Consider the following 25567-nt stretch of genomic DNA (forward strand, 5'->3'; position numbering starts at 1 on the left):
ATCTCCTAATAGAAGTAACTTCATCCTTTCATTGAAGCTCTACACCCCAATATAACACTTAGATAACAGTCCGACTGTAATGGTTCTGTTATAAACAATAAACTCGTTTGTACTATACTAATAACGAAACCATATAGCGAAGGAGGACCTCAACATGAACGAAATAATGCAAACCTTATTATCTCACCGCTCCATCCGATCTTATAAAAACAAACCAGTCGAGGATGTACAGCTGGAACAAATCATTAAAGCTGTCCAATCTGCCCCGAGTTGGATAAATGGACAACAGGTTTCCATTATTGCTGTTAAAGATCCTGTAAGGAAGAAGAAGTTCGCAGAGCTATGCGGCGGGCAGAAGCATATTGAAGAGGCCCCTGTATTCCTCGTATTCTGCTCAGACTTTTATAGAGCATATATATCCAGCGAAATCGAAAAAACACCGTTTGCTGTCTCAGAAAATATTGATACATTATTGGTCGGTGCTACAGATGTTGGGATTGCTCTTGAAGCAGCCATTACTGCAGCCGAATCATTAGGCCTTGGTACAGTCTGCATTGGCGGTATACGCAGAAATTTAGATAAAGTCATAAAGGAACTCAACCTTCCTCCATTTGTTTTACCCATTTCAGGTTTATGTATCGGCTATCCTGCAGAGGATCCCGGCTTAAAACCACGCCTGCCAGTTAAAGCGGTCTATCATAGCGAAACCTATCAGCATGATATAAAAGACGAAATCGAATCATATAATCAAACATTTTCAGATTACCTATCAGAACGTTCCCAGGGTACACAGACTGGGACATGGACTAAAGCAGTAGCCAGCTTTTATAGTAAAACCTATTATCAGGGCGTTGATGAAGCAATTAATCAACAAATGCAGATTCCGAAAAAAATAGATGTTAAAGATAAAGGAAGAGAAGCCTAAACGCTCCTCTTCCTTTTTTTCACTTTGTATCTCCCAAATCTCTTGATGATCCCTTCACCTTGCCTTGATTGCTTTAGTAATAAAAATCGATAGAAATATCCTCACATTATTCTAGGACTTAATACTCCTTATTTCACTATAAAGAAGATTAATATGCCCTAAAAGTTATATTAGATGAGTAATTTCAAATTCCGTGGTAAAATATCTATTAATTCTCGGAATTTGGAATATAAGGATAAATATAATAGTTTAGTGTCAGAATTTATGGCTGAGAGCTAGGAGGAATCATATGAACTTAACGAAGAAGATAATCTATGCACTGATACTTGGTGCCCTTGTAGGTCTTTCCCTAAATATTTTCTCCCCATCTTTATTTGAAACATTCAACAAATTTCTTTTCGATCCTTTAGGTACCATCTTTATCAATCTGATTAAATTGTTAGTAGTCCCAATAGTATTGTTTTCTATTATTTTAGGTGTAGCTGGCCTGGGAGATCCTAAAAAATTAGGATCCATCGGTTTTAAAACCGTTTTCTACTTCCTATGTACTACAGCCATAGCCATTATATTGGCTATCGTTCTTGCTATGGTAATTTCACCGGGAACCAAAGGTGAATTTGATACAGAAAATGCAACTTTTGAGGCTGAAGAAGCCCCTTCAATCGGAGAAACGTTCCTTAACATTATTCCTGATAATCCAATCATGGCTATGGCCGAAGGTGATATGCTCCAAATCATTTTCATGGCTGCTTTAATTGGATTTGCATTAACTGTTTTAGGAAAAAAGACAGAAGGAATTGTTAAATTGGTTGAACAAGGTAATGAATTGGTTATGTTTCTTGTAACCTGGGTTATGAAATTAGCTCCTTATGGAACGTTTGGTCTTATTGCATCAGCAATTGGAGAACAAGGCTACAGTGCAATGAAAGCGATGGCATTATATATGATAGTCGTTGTAATCGCGCTAATCCTTCATACTCTACTGGTATATGGAGGAACCATTTTCTTCATGGCACGTAAAAGTCCAATATGGTTCTTTAAAGGCTTTGCACCGGCCATGACAGTAGGATTCAGTACATCAAGCAGTAATGCAACTTTACCTCTATCCATGGAAGCCGCACAGGACAATTTAGGTGTTAAAAAAGAAATATCTAGCTTTGTTCAGCCTCTGGGTGCGACAATCAACATGGACGGAACAGCCATTATGCAGGGTGTTGCCACCATCTTTATCGCTCAAGTCTATGGTGTAGATTTATCATTCACTGCCTTAGTTACAGTCGTGATAACGGCCGTCCTTGCAAGTATCGGCACAGCAGGTGTACCTGGTGTAGGCCTGATCATGCTTGCTATGGTACTAAGCTCAGTTAATTTACCTGTAGAAGGTATTGGGTTAATCCTCGGAATCGACCGTATTCTTGATATGGCACGAACATCTGTCAATATTACTGGTGATGCAGCTTGTGCTGTCATGATCAACGAACAAGAAAAAAGAAAAGAAAGCGCTGCATAGTCATAAACTCTAGTATTCTATTCTATTTTTATAATCCTTATATCCACTGCATCTTTATTGATAGAGATCTTATCGATAAAGATGCAGTTTTCTTATTATTGTTTTATTTATAATAATAGTTATATTCAATTCAAAAAAGAGCAGGTAAAATCCAAAAACAGGAGATTTATCTGCTCTTTTAGTCAGAGTTTAAGGTCTATAAATTTACTATACATTTAAAAATAAACAACTATAATGGTTGTGTTTGGTAAAGCATTTCCTTTATACCCTTATCAGTTTTAAGCTTTTAGTGTAACTGTGCAGTTTCCTTGCAAATTTTACTCCCTACTTTCACAGTTACAGCAATACAACTGGAATTCATAGTTTACGAACTACTATTAAGAATAATCCATATCCTAAGCTAGGTGGAATTAATCATTAAAAAGTAGGAATCCGCCCATTGGTCCGGTAATTCCAACAATTAATTTAGTTTCCTTATCTACATAAAAAGTGTAGTCATAACCGCCTTCTCCAAATTTAAAGTAGGAATATAAAGTTCTTTTCCCTGAATCCCTCTTACTAGAACTCTCCGGTAATTTATCCAACAAATCATCTTCTGTCATTCCTACAGTTAAACCTTTCACAAAAAATACTTGTGATTCTACTTCTGCACCTTTAATTTTAGTAATGACATCCTCATCTTTTACGCTTAAATGCACCCCAGGATTGTCACTCATAGCACCGTCAGCAGTAACATGACATTCAACTAACGGAATTGATTCACTTGTTTCCTCATAAGTAGGATTAACAGGCTCAAGAAATAATTCAAATTCATTTTTGGAAACCTTGATTAGTGGTGAGAACCCAAAACTATCGTCAATCCAAACCTCTTCAATTGATTTATCACTTTCCTGTGTCTTACTTTCCATATAGACAACATTAAATCCAGCATCAATAAAATCCTGAACAATTGTATCTTCCGTCCATATGAAGTCAAAAATTTGGATGGCTTTAGTACCTAAATCAGCATTTAGAATTTCTTTATCTGCCTCATGGAGTGCAATTTTTTCTAAACCGCTCACTTCTTTATTTACTTTTCCGTCTTTTAAGTTAACCTCTAATTCCCCTTGATCAGCCGTATAAGATACATCTGCTACAAGTTTATCTCCATTACTAATATTTTGTTCCTTATTTAACTTTATTTCTATATTCTCTTCAAGTGAAGAAAATAAAAGTTTTCCATCAATACTGAGTAATTTTTCTTCAAAACGAGATGAATCGAAATTAGCATTTGCTGTTGCTTCACCATCATAACCACTTACTTCAATTGTTACATATTCGGTTAAATCAATTTTTTCCTTTGAACTGCAACCCGATATTCCTATGAAAGTAATTAAAATAAATAATAATGCCAAGCCTTTCTTCATTTTAATCTCCACCTTCCGGAATATTAATTTTATATTGATATATTAATAATACCCAGTTTGAATTTCCTTAAATATATACACATTTAAATTAAATTATTTTTATATATCAGATTGATACTTAATATACATAAAACAAAACACCCACATTCAATAGTGGGTGTTCATAGTATCTCTTTATGTATGCTTTATTATTGAGCAGTGTATCCTCCGTCTACGACAATTTCCGCTCCTGTCATAAAAGTGTTTTCAATAGCGAATATGATTGCATGTGCAATCTCCTCAGGTTTACCCAAACGTTCAAGTCCTTTTGATAGCGGATGAAGTGATTTTAACATTTCGATTCCTTCTGCTCCTGCAACATCCTCATTTACCATACCTGTAATAACATAGCCAGGATGGACACTATTTACTCGAATGTTAAAAGGAGCAAATTCTAAGGCCATTGATTTTGTCATTAATCTTACTGCACCTTTACTAGCGTTGTAGAAACAAGCACCGGCTGAACCTACTAAGCCAAGAATTGAAGAAACGTTAATAACCGCCCCACCCATGCCTTGTGCAACCATCTGTCGAATCGCTTCACGGCTGCAATAAAATACACCATTTTGATTAACCCCTATGTATTTTTCGTATTCATCAGTTGGAAGATCTAGTGTAGAACCTCCTCCTCCTATACCTGCATTGGCAATCATAATGTCAAGGTGTCCATATTTTTCAACCACGTGTGACACCATATCCTTTACTTGATTTTCGTCTGATACATCTACTTTCAAAAATTCAACGTTTAACTCTTTGGCAGTTTGATTTCCCAACTCCTCGTTGAAGTCTGCAATAACAGGGATTCCACCTTTGTTGAGAATAGCTTTTACCGCTTCTTTACCAATTCCGTTTGCCCCTCCAGTTACAATAGCTACTTTACCTTTGATTTCAAACATACTAACTTCTCTCCCTTTTTCTTATTTAAATACTTTCTAAAGAAAGATTATTTGACCATTTATTATCCACAAATAGTAGAAATATTGCTTGATTTTTTGATCCCTGCATATAAACTTCACAATAGTAGACTTCAAGATAACTAAAAAGGGGCACAAACGCTTGGTGCTAATCTCCGTTTGTACCCCATTATATTGAAATTTACTATTCATATGGACTTATTCATGCTATCTATTACATCCGAAGAGAGATTCGAACTCCCGACCGACGGCTTAGAAGGCCGTTTATCTATGCCTTTACGTTATCTCGTTACTCCTCCCGCCCCACATTAAAATACCTAGCCTCCGGATGCGAAAAGACCATCGCGGAAACAGATGCTTCAGGATTCATCATAAATCCCTCTGTCAACTGAATTCCGATATCCTCTGGTTTCAGCAACCTGAATAGCTTTTCTTGATCCTCGAGATTCGGGCAGGCTGGATACCCGAATGAATAACGCTGACCGGTATACTTAGCACTCAATCGTTCTTTCATGGTCATATCGATAGAGTCATGGATTCCCCAAGCATCCCTCATAAGATGGTGGACTCGTTCAGCTAAGCCTTCTGCACATTCGAGTGCGAGTGATTGGATGACATGGCTCTTTAAATACTGTCCTTCTTTTTTCCATCCTTCTGCTATTTCTTTTATACCTTTACCTGCTGTGACAATCATCAATCCCACATAATCCTGTACACCTGACTCTTGGTCCTTCACATAATCAGATAAACACAGATAAGGCTTTTTGGACTGTCGCGGAAAATCAAATGTTTCGAGGACTTCATCCGGATTAGCTGGGGAACATATTTTTAGAATTTCTCCATCACTTTTTGCAGGAAAATATTGATACATCGCTGATAATTTAATCTGATTGTTTTCGAGAATCTCATCAACTATGGCTGCAAGTTCTAATAATTTTGGATTCTCTTCCTCAAACAACCGATCCACTTTCCCCTTCATCCCAAGGTGATGGCCAAATAACATTTGTTTATTCACATATGGGTACACCAGAGATAGTGGGTAATCCTGCAGAATATGCCGGTTTAAGTCCTCGGGGACTGGTATATTCTCTTGATCCTTCACTGTTTTATCACGGTTTTCTGTAACTTGAATATCCCTTTTCGTTTCAATCGAAATCACTGCTGCTTGCTCATTCGTTTCTGCCTCTAGCTGAGCGAGAAAGGATAGCCTTTTCTCATCGTCATGGAGCTGATTGATTAAATCGAGTCCATTCATGGCATCCTTTGCATAAAAGACCGGTCCATTATATTCAGGAGCAATTCGCCCTCTAGTAAATTTCCTGGTAAGAGCTGCTCCACCTACTACAATCGGAACATCAATTTCCGCTTCTCTTAAATCCTGAGCGGTAATAACCATCTGTTGGGCTGATTTTACCAACAAGCCTGACAAGCCAATAATAGTTGGGTTCTCATTTCGGACGGATTCAATCAAGGTTTGCGGAGCTACTTTAATGCCTAAGTCAACCACTTCATAGCCATTATTACTCATGATGATATCAACGAGATTCTTCCCGATATCATGTACGTCCCCTTTCACGGTTGCCAGCACCATTTTTCCTTTTGTAGACGTTGTACCTGATTTAGTCATCAATGGTTCAAGCTGCGAAACGGCTGCTTTCATGGCTTCCGCGCTTTGCAATACTTCAGCTACGATTAACTGGTTATCATTAAATAGTTCTCCAACCTTCGACATACCGGCCATTAATGGACCGTTGATGATATCAAGCGGCTCCATCCCTTTTTCAAGAGCTTCATCAATATCCTCCTTCAACCCGTCCTTTGTCCCTTCGATAATGTATTCAGGCAACCGCTCCAATAATGGCAGTTTTTCTTTCGTTTCCTTTTGAACAGGCTTTTTTGTCCTATAAAAAGCAACAAACTCAGCAAGAGATTCTTCTGAGTTATGAAACAAAAGATTCTCTGATAATTTAACTTCCTCCTCAGGGATTAACGCAAATCGGGTTAATTTTTCTGTATTGACAATCGCATAGTCCAAGCCAGCCTTTGTACAGTGGTATAAATAAACGGCATTCAGGACCTCTCTTCCCTCATTCGGCAGTCCAAACGATACATTACTGATGCCTAAAATCGTTAATGTTCTCGGAAGCTCTTTTTTAATGGCCGCCAGTCCCTTTACCGTTTCCGCAGCTCCTTCCCGGTATTGTTCATCACCAGTACCAACCGGAAAAACAAGCGGGTCAAAAATAATATCCTCCGGTACGATTCCATACTTTTCTGTTAACAGTTGATACGATCTCTGGGCAACCTCCAGTTTTCGTTCTTCTGTTACGGCCATCCCTTTTTCATCAATTGTTCCAACAACCAAGGCTGCACCATACTCTTTTGCCAATGGAACAATTTTCTCAAAGCGTTCTTCCCCATCCTCTAAATTTATCGAATTAATGATTGCTTTACCCTGAGAATGGCGGAGTGCTTTTTCGATGACCATTTCATCGGTTGAATCGATAACAAAAGGCACCTTTATTTTTTTAGCCGCTTCTTTCATGAATTCTTCCATATCAGACACTTCATCGCTATCTGGATCAGCTAGGCACACATCTATTACATGGGCTCCTTTTTTGACTTGCTGTCTAGCAATCTCGGAAGCTTCTTCAAATTTCCTGTCCTTAATCAGATTCTTAAACTTTCTGGATCCAATCACATTTGTCCGTTCACCTACAAATAAAGGTCTCATTGAATCATCATAGATTAAGGCATCAATACCAGAGACAGCATGATTACCCTGTTTGCCATTAATTTGCCTCGCTTCAATTCCGGTAACCGCTTCTTTAATAGCTCGAATATGATCAGGAGTCGTTCCGCAGCAGCCGCCAACAAGATTAATCCAACCTTTTTCGGCAAATTGCTTGATCTTCTTGCTTAGGGAGGAAGGCGATTCATTATATTGGCCATTTTCATCTGGTAATCCCGCATTCGGGTAACAGCTTACTGCAGCAGTGCTTAATTCAGATAAAGACCTGATATGGTCAGCCATGAACTCTGGACCAGTTGCACAATTAAGCCCGATTGCAAGAGGATTCATATGCTCACACGATATATAAAAAGCTTCAATGGTTTGACCGGCTAGAGTAGTCCCCATTGGTTCAATCGTTCCTGAGATAATTAATGGAACTTCCCTGCCTAAAGATGAGAATGCTCTTTTCATTCCAATATAAGCTGCTTTCACATTTAATAAATCCTGCGATGTTTCCAAGAGAAGCAAATCAACTCCCCCATCAAGCAGGCCCTTCGTTTGCTCTTCATATGAATCTGCCAATTGTTCAAAAGTGGCTCCGCCTGTTACGGATAAGGTTTTGGTCGTAGGTCCCATCGAACCTGCAACAAAGCGAGGGCTGTCAGGACTGTCAAACTGTTCTGTTGCTTTTCGAGCCAATTGAGCTGATTCTTTATTCAGCTGATATGCCAGGTGACCAAGATTATATTCATCCAGTACAATTGGAGTTGCCCCGAATGTGTTTGTTTCAATAATATCCGCACCTGCTGCCAAGTACTCTTCATGAATCGATTGGATTACATCCGGGCGGGTTAGCGTTAAATACTCATTACACCCATCGTATTGTTCCCCGCCAAAATCATCCTCTATTAATTGATGCGCCTGAATCATGGTTCCCATTGCTCCATCTAGAATAACTATTCTTTCAGCCAATAACTCTTTCAATTTTTCTGTTCTCATGATAGATGCACTTCCTTATTTACAACTGATTTCTGTTCTTTGATGTACCGAACCAAATGCCCGCTTAATTCATATTTCATAAAAGGTGTAATAATATAGATACCGTTAAATAGTTCACTTGCCGCGTCCACTAATTCTTTTGAAATGGCAAAGCTTTCGCGAGCACAGGCTTCCTTATCCGTTCCGGCTCTTTCCATCGCCTCTCTAACATGAACCGGCAATGAAATACCTGGCACTTCATTATGTAAAAACTCTGCATTCCGGTGACTCGTTAAAGGCATAATGCCAATAAAAATCGGCTTTGTTATATGCCTGGTTGCCGCGTATACTTCCTCTAATTTTTCAATACTAAACACGGGCTGGGTTAAGAAATAATCAGCTCCAGCCTGAATTTTCTTTTCCATTCGCTGTACGGCTTTATCTATGTACTTTACATTTGGATTAAAGGCAGCTGCGATATCGAAATTCGCCCGGCTACCCAGCGATTTTCCTGAATAGGAGCGCCCCTCATTCAATTGCTTAACCAATGAAATCAGGTCCATTGAAGAAAGATCATATACAGAAGTCGCGCCCGGAAAATCACCAATTTTTGAAGGATCCCCAGTCACCACCAACACCTCTGATAATCCAAGGGAATGCATGCCCATTAAATGAGATTGCAAGCCAATCAGATTATGATCTCGACAAGTTAAGTGAACAAGAGGCACCGTATTTAACTTTGATTGTAAAATCGACGCTACCGCAAGATTGGATATTCTCGGTGACGCCAATGAATTATCCGCAAGTGTAATCGCATCGGCACCCGAATCTAATAGGTAGCGACTTCCTATTAAAAAATCCTCCAGGCCGAACGTCTTTGGCGGGTCCAACTCCACGATAACCGTCGTTTGTTTTTTTGCCTTACCTGAAATTGTATCTGGACCTTTTCGTTTATATTGAATGATTTCATATGATATAGGCTGATGCTTCGGCTTGGCTACAAAATCTTTCACCTTTACAGGATGAAGATCTTCGATTCCTTTACGAATGGCCTGAATATGGGCAGGAGTTGTACCACAGCATCCACCTAGCAGCCGGACCCCCTGCTTCACAAGCTGCCTTGAACTATTAATGAAATAATCCGCTTCTGTCGAATAGACATATCTTCCATCTGATAAATCAGGTAAGCTGGCGTTTGGATAAGCCGCATAATAGGTATCTTCCAATAAAGGTACTTCTTCGTATGAGCGAATCATATGATAGGGACCCATCCGACAATTGATGCCTAACACATCAGCGCCTGTTTTTTTCATAAGAGAAAACGCCTCACTGACATGCATACCATTTTGCAAAAGGCCTGTTTCATGCAGAGAAATATTCGCGATAAGAGGAAGATCACTCATTTTTCTAGCCGACTCTATTACCGTTAATAATTCGTCTAAATCATAATAGGTTTCAAGTAAAATGCCATCCGGCTTTTCTTCCAATAAAGCGGTCAGCTGTTCATCGAAATATCCCTTAATTTCCGTTAGTGTTAATTCTGATTTCCTAAAGCTCCGCAAGCCGCCAATCGTGCCGATGATGAATGTGTTTGGATCAGCCGCATCTTTCGCTATTTTCATTCCGGCTCTATTAATTTGAGAAACTTCCCTTTCGAGACCATAGCGCTTTAATTTATGAAAATTTGCGCCGAATGTATTCGATTGAATCACATCAGCACCAGCCTCAATATAACTTCTATGCATCTTTTTGATCTGATTGGGGTTTGTCAAATTAAGCTCTTCAAAGCAACTATCAATTCCAAATGAATATAAAAGTGTTCCACTCGCCCCATCTGCGACTAGAATTTTTTCATTTAACGTTTCCAGTAGTTTCACTGTCTTTCCCCCTAATTAGTTGGTTAATGTCTCTGATGAGGAAAACAGACTAATAGAAAAGAGCTTTCATCATGAAAGCCCTCTTTCCTAAGGTCTCTCATCTCTCAAGCATTGCTTGCTGGATTTAGCACCTTGGATTACCATCCAGGTTGCTGAGATTTCAACGGGCCAGTCCCTCCATCTCTCTAGATAAGAATATGAAATTATATATTTACTTAATTTACTATAAATTTTCAGTTATTTCAATCTATTTTGATAATTAATCCAAAAGAGTTAACGATTTAGTATTTTGGGTATGTATGGGGTAGGAGTGATGTTAGATGAAGGAAATAATAACGAATCAGTTTAAAAATCCAACTGGTGTCCTCGGAAAGATTGCAGGTAAAATAATGGCCTATGAAAATGAGGAATTATACGAATGGACATTTGATCAATTGACTATTACCCCAAATGACACACTGCTAGAAGTTGGTTTTGGCCCAGGTGAAGGAATGCACATGCTTTTTGAGAAGTACCCTACCATCCAAATAGATGGTGTCGATCCATCAGAAGAAATGGTGAAAAATGCGAGCAAACGAAATCAAGAACAACTCAACCGCAATCAGCTTCGTTTGTTTAATGGAACTGTTCTCGGGATTCCCAATCCAATGGTGTACGATAAAATATTTAGTGTAAATAGCTATCCATTATGGGAAGATCAAGAGGCTTGTATTCAAAAAATACATTCTTTATTAAAAGAAAATGGAAAACTGACTATAACCGTGCAGCCAAGGCAGGAAGAAGCAACCGAAGAACAGGCTCATGCCTTTGCCGAAGAGATTAGAGAGGTGCTAACTAATACAGGCTTTAAGTCTATTAAGGTTCAAACGAAACCACTCAAACCGTGCTTATCTATAAATGTCACAGCCATCAAATAGCCCTTTTTATGAATATTAGAAATTCCACTCAAGCTTAGACACTCTTTCTATCTGACCCTTTTCAACCTATAAAAACCATAAGCTCCTCCATCAGTTTTGATTGAATTTCTATTATTTAGGGTATATTATAAACATATACACATATATTAAAAAACCAGAGAGCTGGATACTCCCTGGTACAACTACTAGCGAGTGGTATGCAAATAGTTTAGTTCTTAGAGGAACCACCCTTATGCTTTGGTCGGCGCGGGGTGGTTTTTCGTTTGCCCTTTAGCTGAAGATTGGCGAATCGCGTGGCGATGCCGGCAGCAAGGGTCGTGAAAAAGATCATTGCTACATCTTTTGCCAGAGCTATTAGAAAATCCATAAGTATATCACCTCCCTTCTCCTTTATATAAGGAAAAGAAGGTGCATACCACCCGCACCAAGTAGTTGCATGAAAATTATACCATATATGTTATTGATAACATAATGACTCTGGTTGTCTTTTTTAGGTGATTGAAAATTCCTATCCCTTGCTAATGGATCTCTTTTATTTGCTCTCTGTTCACAAGTATTGTTGCTGATGACTTAAAGAGAGACAGCTTTTTTATTGTCGCAATTATTCAACTAATGCCCCATGTTTTTCTCCCTATTAAATTGATTTTTATCAATTCCTTATTCTTATGTAAAACTCTTTTTCGTTATCCTGAACCTTTACTGCCATAAGAAGTTCAACACAAAAAGGCATTCAACGATTATCACTTAATATTACCTTAATTAAAAATTATACTTTCTCTTCTTCAGCTATCCCAACATAACATCGTTAACCGATATTGCGGTTTTACCGCTACGTCTATTTCACACTGAAGTAACTAACTTTGGCTGCTGCATTAAGCGAAATGGGAACCCTATAAGAAAAGGAGCAGCCTAAGCAACCCCTTTTAAATAACATCAATAATTTCCCTTGTTCACAGGCCTAATAAGCACTCCTAATTTAACTATTAGTTTAAACACCCAATAAAAGAAAAAGAAGTTAAACAAAAAGCCAAACGAGACTAAAGAAAACAGCATTCCACCATGATAAACTAAAATATCAGCAGGAAAACCGAAATAATAATCACCAATACTCTTATCAAATCGATAACCTAAGGTAGGAACAACTACAACAATAATAGTTGATATAAGACTTACTATTGATAATTTTAGTTTTTGGGCATTAAATTTGTTGATGTTTAAAAACGCAACTATTACTAAACCATTGATTAACAACCCAATAATCAAATCAATCATACTAAAATCCCCTTGTTTACTTATTCCAGAATTTTTCTTTATAAATTATTATAACAAATATTTCCTTAGAAACCTTTTGTTATTTTCAGACAGCCAAGATTTCCATAAAAAATAGCCGTCCATAAGCCATTATGGCTTATGGACAGCCTATTACGATTTCGAACCTTTTGTTTTCCGATATTCCCCAAACGTAAATACAGTAGCAATGATAGCAAGCCATGCACATCCTGCAATATACCCTGCAATTACATCACTCGGATAATGGACACCCAAGTAGATTCGGCTGTAGCCCATCGTTAAAATCAAAAAAATACAAATCGCATAGACAGCCAATCTAATGGGCCAATTCTTCGTGATTCTGGTAGTTATGATCATAAGTGCGCCGTATAGGATAAAGGATGACATAGCATGACCGCTCGGAAAGCTGAAGCCATTTACCTCGATCAATGGATTCAATGTTGGTCTCTCCCGCTGGAAAATCCATTTTAAGTAATGGTTAACATAACCGCCCGATAATGTCGTGATGATTAAGAATATGACACTTAATACACGTTTTTTAAATAATAAAAACACAGAGAATAGGATAACCAATAGAATATTGCCATCAACTGATCCAAGATTAGTTATAAAGGTAAGTACTTTTGTGCTTAATTCATTAATACTCCCCTGCACAGCCTGGATGATTGTCATATCAAAATGATAAAGCTCATTCTCATTTATGTTCTCTGCAATATCTACGAATAGGATGGTACACACAATAAAGAGGGCGATTAATACGAAAAAGGTGATTACATGAACATTTAAAAAGGTATTCGTCTGCTTCTTCATTTCTGCCCTCCTATTCTAATATGTATTAGCTCAGCCTATTTTAGATTCTACAAATGCTTTAGCATGTTGTTGGAATGCTGAATAAGCATCTGCCTCTTCTTTATAGACTTTCCTTTCTCCAAAGCTAACATGTAGTGTATCCAAATTTAACTGAATAACCGTTTCATACTCATACGTTGCATTGCCAATCAAATCAATCCACGTTTCATCTGGCAAATCATGGACCTGGCACAGTACCATTCCGCCTGGATTATAGACGTGCAGAACTGCTTCATCAGCCAACTCATCAATCCATTTCGTAACAAGGCTTGAAGCTGACATTGCCGTTCCGCAAGCATCCGTAAAGCCAACACCTCGTTCAAATGTGCGAACAAAAATGGATCCTTCCTCCAGACGAGACACGAAGCTGACATTCACACCATCTGTAAACCAGTCATTCTCACCATTCAGCATAGTTGCTATTTTCTCTTGTTTATCCGAATGGATTACCTCTTTATCAACAAGACTGATCAGATGTGGATTTGGTACTGACAGGGTTGTGAACGTAAGATTCTCGTCAATAAACGGCAGTTTTTGATTGATGATTTCGTCCATTTCAGTATTCATGGGCAATGCACTCGTTGCCTTGATAACCGGAGATATTTCGACGCGGTATGTAGGGATATCCTTATACATGTCCGGCTCTTTCTTAACCTGCAGGGTGGCTTTCATCGTTTCTATCAGCAGGTTATTTTTCTTCAATTTTTCTTGAACATACCGACCTACACAACGGAGTCCATTCCCACACATGGATGCTTCTGAACCATCTGCATTAAAGACTCTCATTCTGGCATCTGAGGCCTCACTGTTTAACACAAAGAGAATTCCATCTGCTCCCTCTGTGCCCGTCCGCTTGCACATATTTATAGCCAATTGGCTTCGTTCTTCATCTGTTAATGACAGCTTGGTATCCATTTCATCGATTAAATAAAAATCATTGTTAGAACCATGTACTTTAATTATCTTTATATCCATTCTCCTGCTCCCTTCAAACAACATTCTCTTCACTATTTCACCATTATAAAACATATTGTGCAACAAGCTAAAGTTTAGCGACGTTTATAGGAGTGGTCAGTGGTTTTGCTGCTGAAGGTAATCAAGGCAAAAGCAATAGCCTATTCTCTTTTCATCCTCTGTTGCTCCTTCCGTAAATGTCAGGAGAGGTGTATTGGGATCAAGAAAATGTTTACTGTAGTATGCCGGCATCCATCCGCAAGAATAATGTACAATTTTCCGCTTATCATATGTTTGTTCAACAATGAATTCAGATCCATGAAGGATTTCACCGCCATATTGCCGGATTCCATATGGGTTTGCCACATTGCTTGTACTTTTTTTTCCCAGTTGTTTAGATTGCTTATACCTGCCTAATTGTTCTTGCTCAGACGTTAAAATTTCAATATCCCCATTTAACCCAAAACGGCTTCGATACTCACATAATACATGGCCGTTGCTGTCAGATAAGATATATCTTCTCGGTAAAAAAATAAGCAATGAAGCTGGAATAATCCACATCCAAATATTTTCCCGTTTATCTTTAAGAGATCCAACCAGATTACCTTCTGGTGAGAAAATAGCCATATGAAGGGTCGGGGCTGGTAAAAATCCAAGGAAATATTGGCTGTTCGTCAGCGGTGAGCCTTCCTCATCAGCCACTTTCGCTTCCGGAAGTTTCTTCATTCTGCTTTTCAGTCTGAAATTACGATTGATAGAAAAAAGAACCAGCACTATAAAAGGACAGGTAACACACGCAGCTAATATGATATCGAATCCATTCAACCAGGCAAACAAAAAACAGAGAAGACCGACTACAAAGTATGCAACTAATTCTGCTGTATATATGCTATGAATTTTTTGGTAATAATGCTTAGTAGTCAAGGATTTTTCACCGCCAATTTTTTAAACCTGATAACCATCCATACATTCTATGCTGGACATGTCCAAAATAGTAACGGATTTAAAAAAGACCCGGCAGAAATAATGCCAAGGTCTTTAGCTATTGCTATTTCAATATTCGAAGTGTTAATGGGATTTGATAATATTCTCCAGAATATGCCTTTACAGCAGCCACTATTGTAAATATCAACACATATATTCCAATCAGCCAAGCAAGGATAAAACCAATACCGATGAACGCCAATATAAATGCTATAAAGGTGTAAATCGTATAGCTGATTAAAAAGTTTAAATATTCCTTACCATGGTAATCGATAAAATCTGAATCATTCTTTTTAATTAACCATATAACGAGTGGCCCAACCAGCACTAAGAAAAAACTGCTGACATAGATGGCTACTGCCCATAATTTATCATTTGTATTTTGCATCATTAAAACCTCCCGTATCTTTATATAAATTTATGCGATTCATTCAACATTTAGGTTTCAAAGCTTTCATGATTTCTTTTAGTTCTTCATACACTCTATACAGAAACTATAGACAAGTATAAAAATTTGGTTTTGTAACCTGCATGAGGAGGCTGGCTAATTTGTTTGAAGAATGGAAAGCAATAGTACTGGGGATCATCCAGGGTCTTACTGAATTTCTCCCTATCTCCAGTACGGGTCATTTATATTTAGGGAGACATTTATTCGGTCTTGATGAAGCAGGATTATTACTGGATACCCTGCTTCATACAGGGACACTTATTGCATTGCTGATCTTTTATGGGCATGAAATTATAAAACTTCTTAAAAAACCATTTTCAAAAATGACATTCCTTTTGATAATCGGGACAATCCCTGCAGTATTAGCAGGTGTACTATTCAATGATTATTTTGAAGGCATTTCTAAATCCGGGGTTACAATTGGTTGGGAATTCCTTATAACTGGAATTGTTTTATGGTATGCAGATATTATGCCCAAACAAAATAAAAATTTAGAGAGCATTACTTATAAACAAGCGTTATTTATTGGAACTTTCCAGGCGGCCGCCATTTTCCCAGCCATCTCTCGATCCGGTTTTACGATGGCAGCTGGACTCTTCAGCGGGCTTAACCGTGAAACCGCTGCTTACTTTTCCTTCCTTCTCTCCATACCGGTAATATTCGGAGGAATATTATTTAAGAGTAGAGATTTATTGACAGGACCCGTCGAAGCAATTTCATTCCAAGGTTTATTTCTCGGTACAATTTTTTCTGCTATATTTGGTTATCTTGCTGTTTCCTGGATGATTAAATATATTAAAAATCATTCCTTAAAGCCTTTTGCTATCTATGTCATTCTATTGGGAGCTGTCATATTAATACTTCAGCACCTAAATATATTCTAACTTTATTTTTACGATAAATAGGCATTAAATTCCGTTAAAAAAATGTACAAAAAATGACGAAAAAAAACTATTTCATTTTACTAAAAAATCTTGTATGATACTTTCAGAAATAGTTTATTTTTGAAAATTGTATAAGCGAAAATTAGGGAAGGCAAATGGTGCGCCACCAGTAATGGTCCTAGTGGGTTCGATTCCCACCCCGAAATTTTTTGATATTACATTAAAAAATTTCGAGGGGAAATCGCAGTTAGCGGCTGCCCTCATACGGAGGGATCTGTATGTTGAAAAAACGTGAATTATCTGATTGTCCTGTATTGTTTGATTTAATGATTCACCCCGATGTCTTCCCTTTTGTGCGCCATAAAACGCATCAATATGAAGAATATCTCTTTCTTACTAAACAAATGATTGAAGCTGAGGAGCGTGGCGAACTGATTTCACGTACCATTCTCGATGAGTGGGGAAATCCAATTGGCACGATAACGCTTTATGATGTATCCAATCAGGCTGGCTTTTTAGGTACTTGGTTAGGGAAACCCTATCATGGAAAAGGATATAACCAATTGGCTAAACAGCATTTCTTTGAAGAATTGTTTTTTGAGCTTGAGATTGAAACGGTCTTTCTGAGAATAAAGAAAGAAAATATTCGTTCTTTTAAAGCAGCTCAAAAGATGCCCTATACTATGCTTGCAAACGAAAGTCGAAAAACCTTATATGAAGAAATCAACTCAGGGGAGTATTCATTTGATTTATTCGAGATAACAAAGGACCACTTCACTTTATCACAAATGCGACAACCAGCAGAGGTGTCTGTATTTGATATAAAAGAAGCTTAAAAAAGGTGTTATGCATAGTCTGCCTAATAGACTGTGCATACACCTTTTTTCGTAATAGCGGCCTTATTCTTTTGTTATCTTTTGCTGTTCGTATAATTTTCTCAAGATATATGTTTTGTACAACTCCAGCTTTCTCCGTTCAACAGGATGCCTTCTTATACCATTTTCTTTTAGCTTGGCCACATACCAACCCTTCGAACCTATGTATGCCATTCTCTCCTCACTCCACTCTGTTTTATTCGTTATACAATATATGAGTGATTTTAACTAATATGACACATAACTGAATAAACATAATCCAGCCAATTTAAGTAAAAATTAAAGTTTAAAAAGCAGAATTATTTTGTGGTATAATTTTTTATTGTCATACTTACTTTATACGGGGGGCATGGATATGAATTTATCTATTTTTACAAAGAGTAACTTTTCAAGAATAATTTCGGTATTCCTCCCGATATTAATTACACAGCTGGGACTGTTCGCTATCAGCTTTTTTGATACGTTTATGTCCGGGCAAGCAAGTCCTGAAGACCTAGCTGGAGTAGCCATAGGCACGTCTATATGGAGTCCTTTCTATAATGGACTTGCCGGCATTTTACTGGGAGTAACACCAATCGTCGCCCACTTAATTGGGGCTAAAGAAAAAGCGGATAAAATTCGCTTTTCTGTTATGCAGGCGATTTATGTAGCTGTCGCAATGTCCATCATTCTAATTGGCGCTGGTGCTTTAGTGCTTAAACCGATATTAACAGGCATGAATCTTGAGCCGGATGTTTATCAAATAGCCTATGGTTATTTAGTTGCTTTGGCATTCGGAATCTTACCAATTATGATTTACAATGTACTTCGTTCATTTATTGACGCACTAGGGAAAACTACCGTCTCCATGCTAATCACCCTTATTGCGATCCCAGTCAATGTGGTACTTAACTATATGTTTATCTATGGAAAGTTAGGTGTTCCGGCATTTGGCGGTATTGGTGCAGGAATCGCTGCATCAATTACTTATTGGGTTATCACTCTGGTTGCAGCAGTGATTATCATTAGATTACAGCCTTTCTCCGGTTTTGGCATTTTAAAATCATGGCCATTGCCCGTTTTTAAGGAATGGGTTGAATTAATGAAAATTGGATTCCCAATAGGTATGTCCATCTTTTTTGAAACCAGTATCTTTGCAGCAGTTACGCTGGCTATGAGCTCATATGATACGATTACGATTGCATCACATCAGGCTGCCATGAACTTCTCATCCTTCTTGTATATGGTACCACTTAGCTTTGCGATGGCATTGACCATCATTGTCGGCCATGAGGCAGGTGCCAAGAACTATAAAGCAGCTAAAGAATATTCAATACTTGGTGTTTTTTGTGCGATTGGTTTTGCAGGCATTAGTGCTATCTTCTTATTTATTTTCAGAGATTATATTGCTCTTCTATACACTAAAGATCCTGTGGTAGCTTCATTAACAGCTCAGTTCTTAATTTACGCCATCTTCTTCCAGCTTTCCGATGCTCTTCAGGCACCAATCCAGGGTGCTTTGAGAGGCTATAAGGATGTGAATATCACGTTCTTTATGTCCCTGTTATCCTATTGGATTATAGGGCTTCCACTTGGCATATTCCTTGCTAATTATACCGACCTTGGAGCATTTGGTTATTGGATTGGATTAATCTCCGGCCTAGCTGTTGGGGCAACTGGTTTAACATTGAGATTGTTATACGTTCAAAAAAGAAAATTTGTGCACACTTCAAATAGCTAACCATACAAAAAGTTCGCTTGAATAAACCAAGCGAACTTTTTTATTTACTATCTATTACGATGATTTTTCAGACAAAGTTACACATACTAAATTTTCAAGGCCAAGCTGCTTATCTGGTTTTTGATAAAACATCCTGCCCACCTGTTACTGGAATAACCGTTCCTGTAATAAAGTCAGCTTCTTCCGCACATAGAAACGAAATGACACGTGCGATATCACCGCCAGTTCCAGGCCTTCCAACTGGAACATTTTCTGATACTATACCTTCTTCTACACGAAAGCTTTCCTTCCAAGGATCCACAATATCCCCTGGACAAACCATATTGGCTGTGATTCCATACTCCGCCTCTTCCAAAGCCAGCGTTTTTGTCAAGGAGGTTAATCCCGTTTTGGAAGCAGCAAAAGCAGAACGGTATTTCCAGCCCGGAGCGTGGTCTGACTGATCAAACCCCATGGTAATAATTCTTCCCCATTTATTCACTCGCATATAGGGAATAACCAATCTGGCTAAGTAAAACATACTCGATAAATTCCCATTAATAAGATATTCCCATTCTTCTTCCATATATTCCATCATTGGTTTACGTTCCTGTATATATGGACCAGCATTATGTATCAGAATATCAATTCCACCACATAATTCATAGCATTGATGAATTAGTTTGCGATGATGATCTTGAACTGTTACATCATATGGCAAAGCATAAGCTTGCACGTTGTAGTTTTGAGCTAATTCCTGCATATCTTGGATGGCACTGTTTTGATTAGTACGATAGGTCGTAATGACATTTATCCCATCCATAGCTAATTGCCTTGCTGTAGCTCTGCCCAGTCCTCTTGCTGAACCAGTAATTAAAGCCGTTTTCCGAGTCAACTTCTTCTCCCCCTACAGGCAGTATTTACTATCTGTATTATACATTGAAAGATGACATTTCCGTTAATCAAAAGCTGACTTCTGCATTAACGACAATTACCCTTATCGCATATAGTAAGTTAACCTAATATGTCTCTTGAAAGTCGAGGTGATCAATTGTTTCCGTGGAACCTTTTTCCCAAAAATCAAAACCAAATGCCAGATTGGATGAAGTTCCTTAATCAGCCAGGTATGGAAAAGCAGATGGAACAATTATTCTCCATGCTATCACCTGATCAATTAGGAGGAATGATCAACCAACAATTTAAATCAAGTCCAGAACCAGATGAGCAAACGGTGGTCCATTCAAAACATTCCGTAGATATTCTGGAAACACATGATTATCTTTTCATTAGAATCCCAATAAAAGAGGATCATTTACCTAACGTTAAGGTATACCATACTTCTACAAAGCTTCTCCTATCCGGATTACCCCCGGATCCAGAGGAGAAACACTCTTTTCATCTACCTGCTCCGGTAAAAAAAAAGGGAGCGAAATCTTCATATCGGGATGAAATCCTGGAAATCATTCTCTTTAAGGTAAATGAATCAAACTATTCAGAAATTTCTATTCCTGAATGGTAAAAAAACTGGCTTGGATGACAGGGCCAGTTTTTTACTATCCTTTATTTTTCTCCCTGTAAAAATACAAGAACTTTATCTCCCGGTTTCCCATTGAATTCCACCTTCATATATTTAAGCCTGTTAGGGCAATCCAATATTTCTAATTTACCCTGGTTAACCAATCGCTTTTCAATCAAAGAGGCATAAATCGTGTTATCAGGGCTTACTGATAAGGAAACATGGATTCCTTTATCATTTGGATTTGCAGTTGCAACCGTAAAATACCTGAATTTGTGGACATCAAAAATGATATGTGCATTGCCGTTTGATTTAAAAAACAACTCTTTTTTTATATTAACAAATTCATGATTTTCCCTTTTTATATGCGCATTATTATTAAACTCTCCAACATCCAATCCTGCAATCTCTTTTATCCTGAATTCTGTTTGATTATGCGTTTCAGCGGTATATTGTTTTTCTTCCCTATGTAATTTGTACACCTGAGATGGTTCAATTACCTTTTTATCATTCTCCTGAATTGTCAAGATAGACCCTTCCTTTCTATCGATGCATAACGTAATTAACTATATGTGTATGCATCAATCTTTCGGAAAAGAAGGCATAAATGAATTCTTATCAGTGTCTACTTCTATAACTTTTTGACCAATAGAATATTTAAAATTTATGTTACTCATTTTTTATACAATATTATCACTCTCCTGGAGGAGAACATCTTCATTTAGACTGTAACTGTTCTAAACATGCTTATTGTGCTTACCTGACCAGTTTGTATTATAAGGAGTACAACATATAATGGGGCATTGATCCTACTTGGAGTAAATGTCTCGTTAACCATATTTCTATTTCTGATATTAATGCTCCGATGACTGTCCGTTTAGCCGAATAAGGCAAGATAAAGGAACAATCACACAAACATACATTTGAAAATTTCTACCCTAAGATATTCGCAGATTTCTTCTATTTATACGATTCTATTTTTAATAATTAAAATGATTCACACAGAATGTTTCTTATATTTTTCGCTTTGTAAAGCAAAGAAAACCCAAATTATCGTAATTAAAGTTACGTAACCTGTGCTATTTTCAATAGGTCTTCCGATAACCCACGCAATTATGTCTGCACTTAATAAAGCTAAAAAAGTAAGGGTGATAATAAGAATAACGGAATGAATTAACAGTTTAGTGAATCTAATCATTGTTAGTTTTGGGAAGTTAAACATTTAAAAACACCTCCTAATAATAGAGTCAGCATCAATAATCAGTAATAAAAGAAGATTATGGTACGTAAACAGAAAAAGGAGACAGCAAAGAAGCTGCTCCTCTATTTCAAACAATTAGCAATCATGGTTACGAAAGAGTAATCATCCTGAGATCATCCATTAATCGTTAATTAACAACAGTAAATTCTTTCTTTGGCATTGCATGCATTCCTCTTGCTGTCACATGAGGAATCATATAATAGTCCCCTTCCTGAAAGAATGACTTTTCAAGACTGTATATACCATCCTTTTTATGCTTAACGGCAATTTTCTCTTTATCCGAACCATCCTTTTTGCCAAATTCAAATTCGACAGATTCAGCATCCGTCACCTTATCATTCCCCTGTGTTACGGTCACCTCAAAAAGTACATTTTCATTCACTATGGCCGCCTCAGGTGAAAGTTTTACCTGGACATCAATGATAGCTGGCATTTCTTCATCCGCTTCTTTGTCCTGACATCCGAACAGGATTATTACTGTGATCATACATAGACTCAAAAATAATACATTCTTTTTAAACAACTTAATTCCAACCCCTTATCATTCACAATCCACTAATTCTAATCATACTCCAAAACTGGAATTAGAGACCAGTAATTAGTTGAAAAATTCACCAAATATTCAGGTTTTCTCTTTCTCATTTTTTTCTTTATTCCCTACTTGTATATTTCTGGATGAGGTTACAAAACCTATACTAAAAGGAGGTTAGACATGTGAGCCATCCATATTGTTGTCCAAACTGTAAAACAAACCGGTCACGTTTTAATGTGATTGAACAAACTCCCATTTACGTGAAACTTGATCCCCAATCAGGCACTGTTATTCAAATGTACGCAGACGATGAATTAGACGCCTTTCATTTACCCTATAATGGACCTGTCAGAAGAATCCAGTGCGCTGCCTGCGGTTTAATTGAAGATGAAAAAACATTTATTGCATTTGGTGAACGCTCGTTTAAATAATGTTGATTCAAAGCACATTCATATTCTTTCCTGAAACATTAACCAAAAAAATCGCCTCTCCTGGAATGGAGAAGCGATTTTTTTATTTTATATCCTCAGCCAATTTTTTCTTAGCTGCTTCTAGCTGTGGATCTTCTTCAGTAATTTTATTTCTTAATTCATTCATTAATTTATTTGTGGTGTCTCCCTGGATCATACCTGTTTCTTTTAAATCATGATCCTTTTGGAACTTTTTAACCGCTGTTACAGTGTTCTCATCAAAATATCCATCGGCTTTACCTGGATTATATCCAAGTGCTTTAAGCATTTTTTCAGCATTCTCAACTTCTGGCGACATTTTTGAAAGCTCTAGCTTTTCCTCAGGATCAATAAACGATAAATTTGCATAATCAGGCATTTTGACAGTAATGTCCGGCTTGATTCCTTTTTTATGAATCCAGTTGCCATCCGGTGTCAGCCATTTTGCATACGTAAACTTCAAATTGGATCCATCTGTGAAGTCCATTGCTGATTGAGCAGTTCCCTTCCCATATGACTTCACACCAATAATCGGAATATCAGCAGATTCATTTAACGCTGCAGCCACTATTTCAGAAGCACTGGCACTGCCTTCGTCAATTAGTACAGCCGTTGACAATTTAAATTTATAACCGGTATCTGTCGCTTTTGCTACTTGTTTATTCCCGCTGCGGTCTTCAATCTGTACGAGATTTTCACCGGCTGGAACAAACATATTCGCTATTTTTTCAGCTTGGTCAAGCAATCCGCCCGGGTTTTGTCTTAAATCAAGCACAATTCCCTTCATACCTTGCTCTTCCACTTCACGTAATACTTTTTCAAGCTCTTCAGCTGTATTCTCAGAAAAGCTGGTTATCTGTATGTTTGCAATATCATCCGTTAAGTTCTCTTTATAAACTGTATTTACAGGAATTGTATCACGTATTATTTTAACGTTCATTGTCTTACTTGCACCGGGACGCTGGATTACTAAATTAACCTCCGTCCCTTTTTTCCCACGGATTAAGAGCACGGCATCGCTGGACGACATCCCTTGCAGGCTTTTATCATTTACTTTTAAAATAATATCACCCGCTTTTAATCCGGCTTTCTCAGCAGGTGCACCTTTTATCGGTGAAACAATTACAATTTGTTCATTTTCTGACATTATTTCTGCCCCAATTCCCTCAAAAGAAGAGGAAATGCTTTCATGAAAGCTGGCGGCTTCTTCTTGTGTCATAAAGTCCGAATATGGATCATCAAGTGATTCTACCATTCCATTAATGGCACCATCAATTAATTTATCGCGGTCCACTTCTTGGAAATAACTATTTTCCAAGGTATCCATAGCACTTTTGATTTTCTCCATATCGTTTTTAGATCCGCTAAGCGGAATCTTGATTCCTGATGTTGATTGTTGTGTGTTATCCATTATGTACCTTGTTGCAAAAACACTAAGGATAATGAGTAAAGCTGATCCTAAAATAAGATAAATCCATCTAACTTTAATATAGCCCTTCGGCTTGTTTGCTTGTTCTTGATCTTGTTCTGAATCCAACTGGTTCACCACTTTCACTGAACTATACTGCCTTAAAATTAACTATATTATATCAGAACTCCAAATGATATCCTACTCTGTTGCCAGCTGGATGTATTCCTCCAAGGTCAAGCCGCGTTTTTTAATATCAGTGGCATAGGCTTTTCCCACATATCTAATATGCCAGGGCTCATACATATACCCTGTTGTTTTCTCGTCACCCTTTGGATAGCGGATGATGAATCCATATTCTGCAGAATTTTGGGCAAGCCATTGTCCGGCAGTTGTAGAGCCAAAATCTTCATTAAGCTGATAATTATTCTCTGCACTCGATACATCCATTGTTAGACCTGTTTGATGCTCACTCTTACCAGGCTCCGCTACCGATTGTTGGGCATACTCTATACCGGATGCTTCAATTTCCGCATTATATAGCTGTACCTGTCTTTCATAGGAACGAAAACCTGACACGGCTGCTAATTGTACTCCCTCTTCATTGGCTGCAGTAAACATCTTCTCAAGCGCCTCTGCAGCTTCCTTTCTCATCAGCTGTTTTTCATGCTCTCCTATAAACGAAAAAGTAACATTGGGTTTCACCAAATCATCTGCTCGGTAACCAATCGGCAGACTATTTTCTTTATTAACCAACACAAGAATATTATCAGGATTTTGGATATAGTTCACTCCATCCTCAACCTTAATATCATTTAAGAATTCAGCAGCCAGATTCACACTATTATCATCCTCTTCCGACCCTTGATTCCCTTGTTCATTTCCAATCGTTTGCTGCGTATGGTTCTCATTCTCTTCTTTTTTCGATTGATCTGTGTCAATGGATAAATCATTACATGCTGTGAGTAATAAAGCCGTTGCCATCATCATCCCAAGAAGTATCTTTCTCATTTCTCGTCCCTCACAATTCTCTCTCTCTAGCTGTTTATTGTTTCAAAAAAACCCATTAAATCAGCCTATGTTATTTATTATTTTAGTAACTTTTTAAATTGATATGT

At 37.7% G+C, this 25567-nt stretch carries 24 protein-coding genes, 1 tRNA gene and 1 riboswitch; of the genes, 8 read left to right on the forward strand and 17 right to left on the reverse strand.

Annotated features, from left to right (window positions below; genetic code table 11):
• Nucleotides 1-154: 154 nt before the first annotated feature.
• Together FHY47_RS05590 and FHY47_RS05595 are read left to right on the forward strand one after the other, a co-directional pair.
• Entirely contained in the window at nt 155-925 is a 771-nt protein-coding gene (locus tag FHY47_RS05590) for an NADPH-dependent oxidoreductase (RefSeq protein ID WP_148629806.1), read from the forward strand.
• 289 nt (nt 926-1214) lie between these two features.
• Nucleotides 1215-2435 (forward strand): dicarboxylate/amino acid:cation symporter, encoded by a 1221-nt coding sequence (locus tag FHY47_RS05595; RefSeq protein WP_148629807.1) that lies wholly within the window; start codon nt 1215-1217, stop codon nt 2433-2435.
• 410 nt (nt 2436-2845) lie between these two features.
• Here FHY47_RS05595 and FHY47_RS05600 read toward each other — a convergent pair whose 3' ends face one another.
• From FHY47_RS05600 to FHY47_RS05620, 5 genes are all read right to left on the reverse strand, one after another.
• Nucleotides 2846-3841: a hypothetical protein gene (locus FHY47_RS05600; RefSeq protein ID WP_139891818.1), complete on the reverse strand. Its 996-nt coding sequence runs from the start codon at nt 3839-3841 to the stop codon at nt 2846-2848.
• Between the two features lie 188 nt (nt 3842-4029).
• On the reverse strand, nt 4030-4776 hold the full coding sequence (locus FHY47_RS05605) for an SDR family NAD(P)-dependent oxidoreductase (RefSeq protein ID WP_066107046.1): 747 nt from the start codon (nt 4774-4776) through the stop codon (nt 4030-4032).
• A 239-nt stretch (nt 4777-5015) separates the two neighbouring features.
• Nucleotides 5016-5085, reverse strand: a tRNA-Ser gene (locus tag FHY47_RS05610).
• On the reverse strand, nt 5084-8527 hold the full coding sequence (gene metH, locus FHY47_RS05615) for a methionine synthase (RefSeq protein WP_148629808.1): 3444 nt from the start codon (nt 8525-8527) through the stop codon (nt 5084-5086). The genes FHY47_RS05610 and metH overlap by 2 nt, the downstream gene beginning before the upstream one ends.
• Nucleotides 8524-10383 (reverse strand): bifunctional homocysteine S-methyltransferase/methylenetetrahydrofolate reductase, encoded by a 1860-nt coding sequence (locus FHY47_RS05620; protein ID WP_066107052.1) that lies wholly within the window; start codon nt 10381-10383, stop codon nt 8524-8526. The genes metH and FHY47_RS05620 overlap by 4 nt, the downstream gene beginning before the upstream one ends.
• Before the next feature lie 94 nt (nt 10384-10477).
• A riboswitch (SAM riboswitch) is annotated at nt 10478-10579 on the reverse strand.
• 124 nt (nt 10580-10703) lie between these two features.
• Here FHY47_RS05620 and FHY47_RS05625 point away from each other — a divergent pair.
• The gene (locus tag FHY47_RS05625) at nt 10704-11300 is read left to right on the forward strand and encodes a class I SAM-dependent methyltransferase (protein ID WP_066107055.1); all 597 of its coding nucleotides are present in this window, start codon (nt 10704-10706) and stop codon (nt 11298-11300) included.
• Between the two features lie 208 nt (nt 11301-11508).
• Here FHY47_RS05625 and FHY47_RS18875 read toward each other — a convergent pair whose 3' ends face one another.
• The 6 genes from FHY47_RS18875 to FHY47_RS05650 form a co-directional block, all read right to left on the reverse strand.
• Complete coding sequence (locus FHY47_RS18875; RefSeq protein WP_175354299.1) at nt 11509-11667, reverse strand: hypothetical protein; 159 nt, start codon at nt 11665-11667, stop codon at nt 11509-11511.
• Between the two features lie 566 nt (nt 11668-12233).
• A complete protein-coding gene (locus tag FHY47_RS05630; protein ID WP_139891815.1) occupies nt 12234-12572 on the reverse strand; it encodes a hypothetical protein in 339 nt (112 codons plus the stop codon).
• Nucleotides 12573-12722: 150 nt separating this feature from the next.
• On the reverse strand, nt 12723-13400 hold the full coding sequence (locus FHY47_RS05635) for a phosphatase PAP2 family protein (protein ID WP_139891814.1): 678 nt from the start codon (nt 13398-13400) through the stop codon (nt 12723-12725).
• A gap of 30 nt (nt 13401-13430) precedes the next feature.
• Nucleotides 13431-14414 carry a diaminopimelate epimerase gene (gene dapF, locus FHY47_RS05640; protein WP_139891813.1) on the reverse strand — a complete coding sequence of 328 codons (984 nt, stop codon included), beginning with the start codon at nt 14412-14414 and terminating at the stop codon, nt 13431-13433.
• Between the two features lie 96 nt (nt 14415-14510).
• On the reverse strand, nt 14511-15317 hold the full coding sequence (locus FHY47_RS05645) for a hypothetical protein (RefSeq protein ID WP_148629809.1): 807 nt from the start codon (nt 15315-15317) through the stop codon (nt 14511-14513).
• A 124-nt stretch (nt 15318-15441) separates the two neighbouring features.
• Nucleotides 15442-15765: a DUF4870 domain-containing protein gene (locus tag FHY47_RS05650; protein ID WP_066107071.1), complete on the reverse strand. Its 324-nt coding sequence runs from the start codon at nt 15763-15765 to the stop codon at nt 15442-15444.
• 143 nt (nt 15766-15908) lie between these two features.
• On the opposite strand from FHY47_RS05650, the gene FHY47_RS05655 reads away from it, so the two are divergent.
• Together FHY47_RS05655 and FHY47_RS05660 are read left to right on the forward strand one after the other, a co-directional pair.
• Nucleotides 15909-16709, forward strand: coding sequence for an undecaprenyl-diphosphate phosphatase (locus FHY47_RS05655; protein WP_139891810.1), 801 nt, complete (start codon nt 15909-15911; stop codon nt 16707-16709).
• 278 nt (nt 16710-16987) lie between these two features.
• Nucleotides 16988-17545 carry a GNAT family N-acetyltransferase gene (locus tag FHY47_RS05660; protein ID WP_066107075.1) on the forward strand — a complete coding sequence of 186 codons (558 nt, stop codon included), beginning with the start codon at nt 16988-16990 and terminating at the stop codon, nt 17543-17545.
• Between the two features lie 63 nt (nt 17546-17608).
• Here FHY47_RS05660 and FHY47_RS05665 read toward each other — a convergent pair whose 3' ends face one another.
• Nucleotides 17609-17758: a YflJ family protein gene (locus FHY47_RS05665; RefSeq protein WP_077248137.1), complete on the reverse strand. Its 150-nt coding sequence runs from the start codon at nt 17756-17758 to the stop codon at nt 17609-17611.
• A 181-nt stretch (nt 17759-17939) separates the two neighbouring features.
• Here FHY47_RS05665 and FHY47_RS05670 point away from each other — a divergent pair, with 181 nt between their 5' ends.
• Nucleotides 17940-19304, forward strand: a complete 1365-nt coding sequence (locus FHY47_RS05670) for an MATE family efflux transporter (protein ID WP_066107078.1) — start codon at nt 17940-17942, stop codon at nt 19302-19304.
• A 109-nt stretch (nt 19305-19413) separates the two neighbouring features.
• On the opposite strand, the gene FHY47_RS05675 is transcribed toward FHY47_RS05670, so the two are convergent.
• Entirely contained in the window at nt 19414-20178 is a 765-nt protein-coding gene (locus tag FHY47_RS05675) for an SDR family oxidoreductase (protein WP_066107081.1), read from the reverse strand.
• A gap of 231 nt (nt 20179-20409) precedes the next feature.
• Between FHY47_RS05675 and FHY47_RS05680 the strand changes: the two genes are divergently transcribed.
• Complete coding sequence (locus tag FHY47_RS05680) at nt 20410-20802, forward strand: CS domain-containing protein (protein ID WP_187393437.1); 393 nt, start codon at nt 20410-20412, stop codon at nt 20800-20802.
• A gap of 41 nt (nt 20803-20843) precedes the next feature.
• On the opposite strand, the gene FHY47_RS05685 is transcribed toward FHY47_RS05680, so the two are convergent.
• Complete coding sequence (locus FHY47_RS05685) at nt 20844-21326, reverse strand: DUF6385 domain-containing protein (protein WP_066107089.1); 483 nt, start codon at nt 21324-21326, stop codon at nt 20844-20846.
• An 861-nt stretch (nt 21327-22187) separates the two neighbouring features.
• Nucleotides 22188-22547, reverse strand: a complete 360-nt coding sequence (locus FHY47_RS05690) for a FixH family protein (RefSeq protein WP_139891809.1) — start codon at nt 22545-22547, stop codon at nt 22188-22190.
• 227 nt (nt 22548-22774) lie between these two features.
• On the opposite strand from FHY47_RS05690, the gene FHY47_RS05695 reads away from it, so the two are divergent.
• Nucleotides 22775-23023 (forward strand): DNA alkylation repair protein, encoded by a 249-nt coding sequence (locus FHY47_RS05695; RefSeq protein ID WP_066107097.1) that lies wholly within the window; start codon nt 22775-22777, stop codon nt 23021-23023.
• An 82-nt stretch (nt 23024-23105) separates the two neighbouring features.
• Here the strand turns inward: FHY47_RS05695 and FHY47_RS05700 are convergent, their stop codons facing one another.
• Both FHY47_RS05700 and FHY47_RS05705 read right to left on the reverse strand, forming a co-directional pair.
• Complete coding sequence (locus FHY47_RS05700) at nt 23106-24587, reverse strand: S41 family peptidase (RefSeq protein ID WP_262365971.1); 1482 nt, start codon at nt 24585-24587, stop codon at nt 23106-23108.
• A 63-nt stretch (nt 24588-24650) separates the two neighbouring features.
• The gene (locus tag FHY47_RS05705) at nt 24651-25460 is read right to left on the reverse strand and encodes a M15 family metallopeptidase (protein ID WP_148629812.1); all 810 of its coding nucleotides are present in this window, start codon (nt 25458-25460) and stop codon (nt 24651-24653) included.
• Between the last annotated feature and the right edge of the window lie 107 nt (nt 25461-25567).

The sequence above is a fragment of the Bacillus sp. E214 genome (genome assembly GCF_008087365.1).
GTDB lineage: Bacteria > Bacillota > Bacilli > Bacillales > Pradoshiaceae > Pradoshia.

Bases quoted from the DNA above. Each gene is read 5' to 3' on its own strand.
- FHY47_RS05590 (WP_148629806.1), top strand. From the start codon at position 155: ATGAACGAAATAATGCAAACCTTATTATCTCACCGCTCCATCCGATCT.
- FHY47_RS05595 (WP_148629807.1), top strand. From the start codon at position 1,215: ATGAACTTAACGAAGAAGATAATCTATGCACTGATACTTGGTGCCCTT.
- FHY47_RS05600 (WP_139891818.1), bottom strand. From the start codon at position 3,841: ATGAAGAAAGGCTTGGCATTATTATTTATTTTAATTACTTTCATAGGA.
- FHY47_RS05605 (WP_066107046.1), bottom strand. From the start codon at position 4,776: ATGTTTGAAATCAAAGGTAAAGTAGCTATTGTAACTGGAGGGGCAAAC.
- metH (WP_148629808.1), bottom strand. From the start codon at position 8,527: ATGAGAACAGAAAAATTGAAAGAGTTATTGGCTGAAAGAATAGTTATT.
- FHY47_RS05625 (WP_066107055.1), top strand. From the start codon at position 10,704: ATGAAGGAAATAATAACGAATCAGTTTAAAAATCCAACTGGTGTCCTC.
- FHY47_RS18875 (WP_175354299.1), bottom strand. From the start codon at position 11,667: ATGGATTTTCTAATAGCTCTGGCAAAAGATGTAGCAATGATCTTTTTC.
- FHY47_RS05630 (WP_139891815.1), bottom strand. From the start codon at position 12,572: ATGATTGATTTGATTATTGGGTTGTTAATCAATGGTTTAGTAATAGTT.
- FHY47_RS05635 (WP_139891814.1), bottom strand. From the start codon at position 13,400: ATGAAGAAGCAGACGAATACCTTTTTAAATGTTCATGTAATCACCTTT.
- dapF (WP_139891813.1), bottom strand. From the start codon at position 14,414: ATGGATATAAAGATAATTAAAGTACATGGTTCTAACAATGATTTTTAT.
- FHY47_RS05650 (WP_066107071.1), bottom strand. From the start codon at position 15,765: ATGCAAAATACAAATGATAAATTATGGGCAGTAGCCATCTATGTCAGC.
- FHY47_RS05655 (WP_139891810.1), top strand. From the start codon at position 15,909: ATGAGGAGGCTGGCTAATTTGTTTGAAGAATGGAAAGCAATAGTACTG.
- FHY47_RS05660 (WP_066107075.1), top strand. From the start codon at position 16,988: ATGTTGAAAAAACGTGAATTATCTGATTGTCCTGTATTGTTTGATTTA.
- FHY47_RS05665 (WP_077248137.1), bottom strand. From the start codon at position 17,758: ATGGCATACATAGGTTCGAAGGGTTGGTATGTGGCCAAGCTAAAAGAA.
- FHY47_RS05670 (WP_066107078.1), top strand. From the start codon at position 17,940: ATGAATTTATCTATTTTTACAAAGAGTAACTTTTCAAGAATAATTTCG.
- FHY47_RS05680 (WP_187393437.1), top strand. From the start codon at position 20,410: ATGGAAAAGCAGATGGAACAATTATTCTCCATGCTATCACCTGATCAA.
- FHY47_RS05690 (WP_139891809.1), bottom strand. From the start codon at position 22,547: ATGATCACAGTAATAATCCTGTTCGGATGTCAGGACAAAGAAGCGGAT.
- FHY47_RS05705 (WP_148629812.1), bottom strand. From the start codon at position 25,460: ATGAGAAAGATACTTCTTGGGATGATGATGGCAACGGCTTTATTACTC.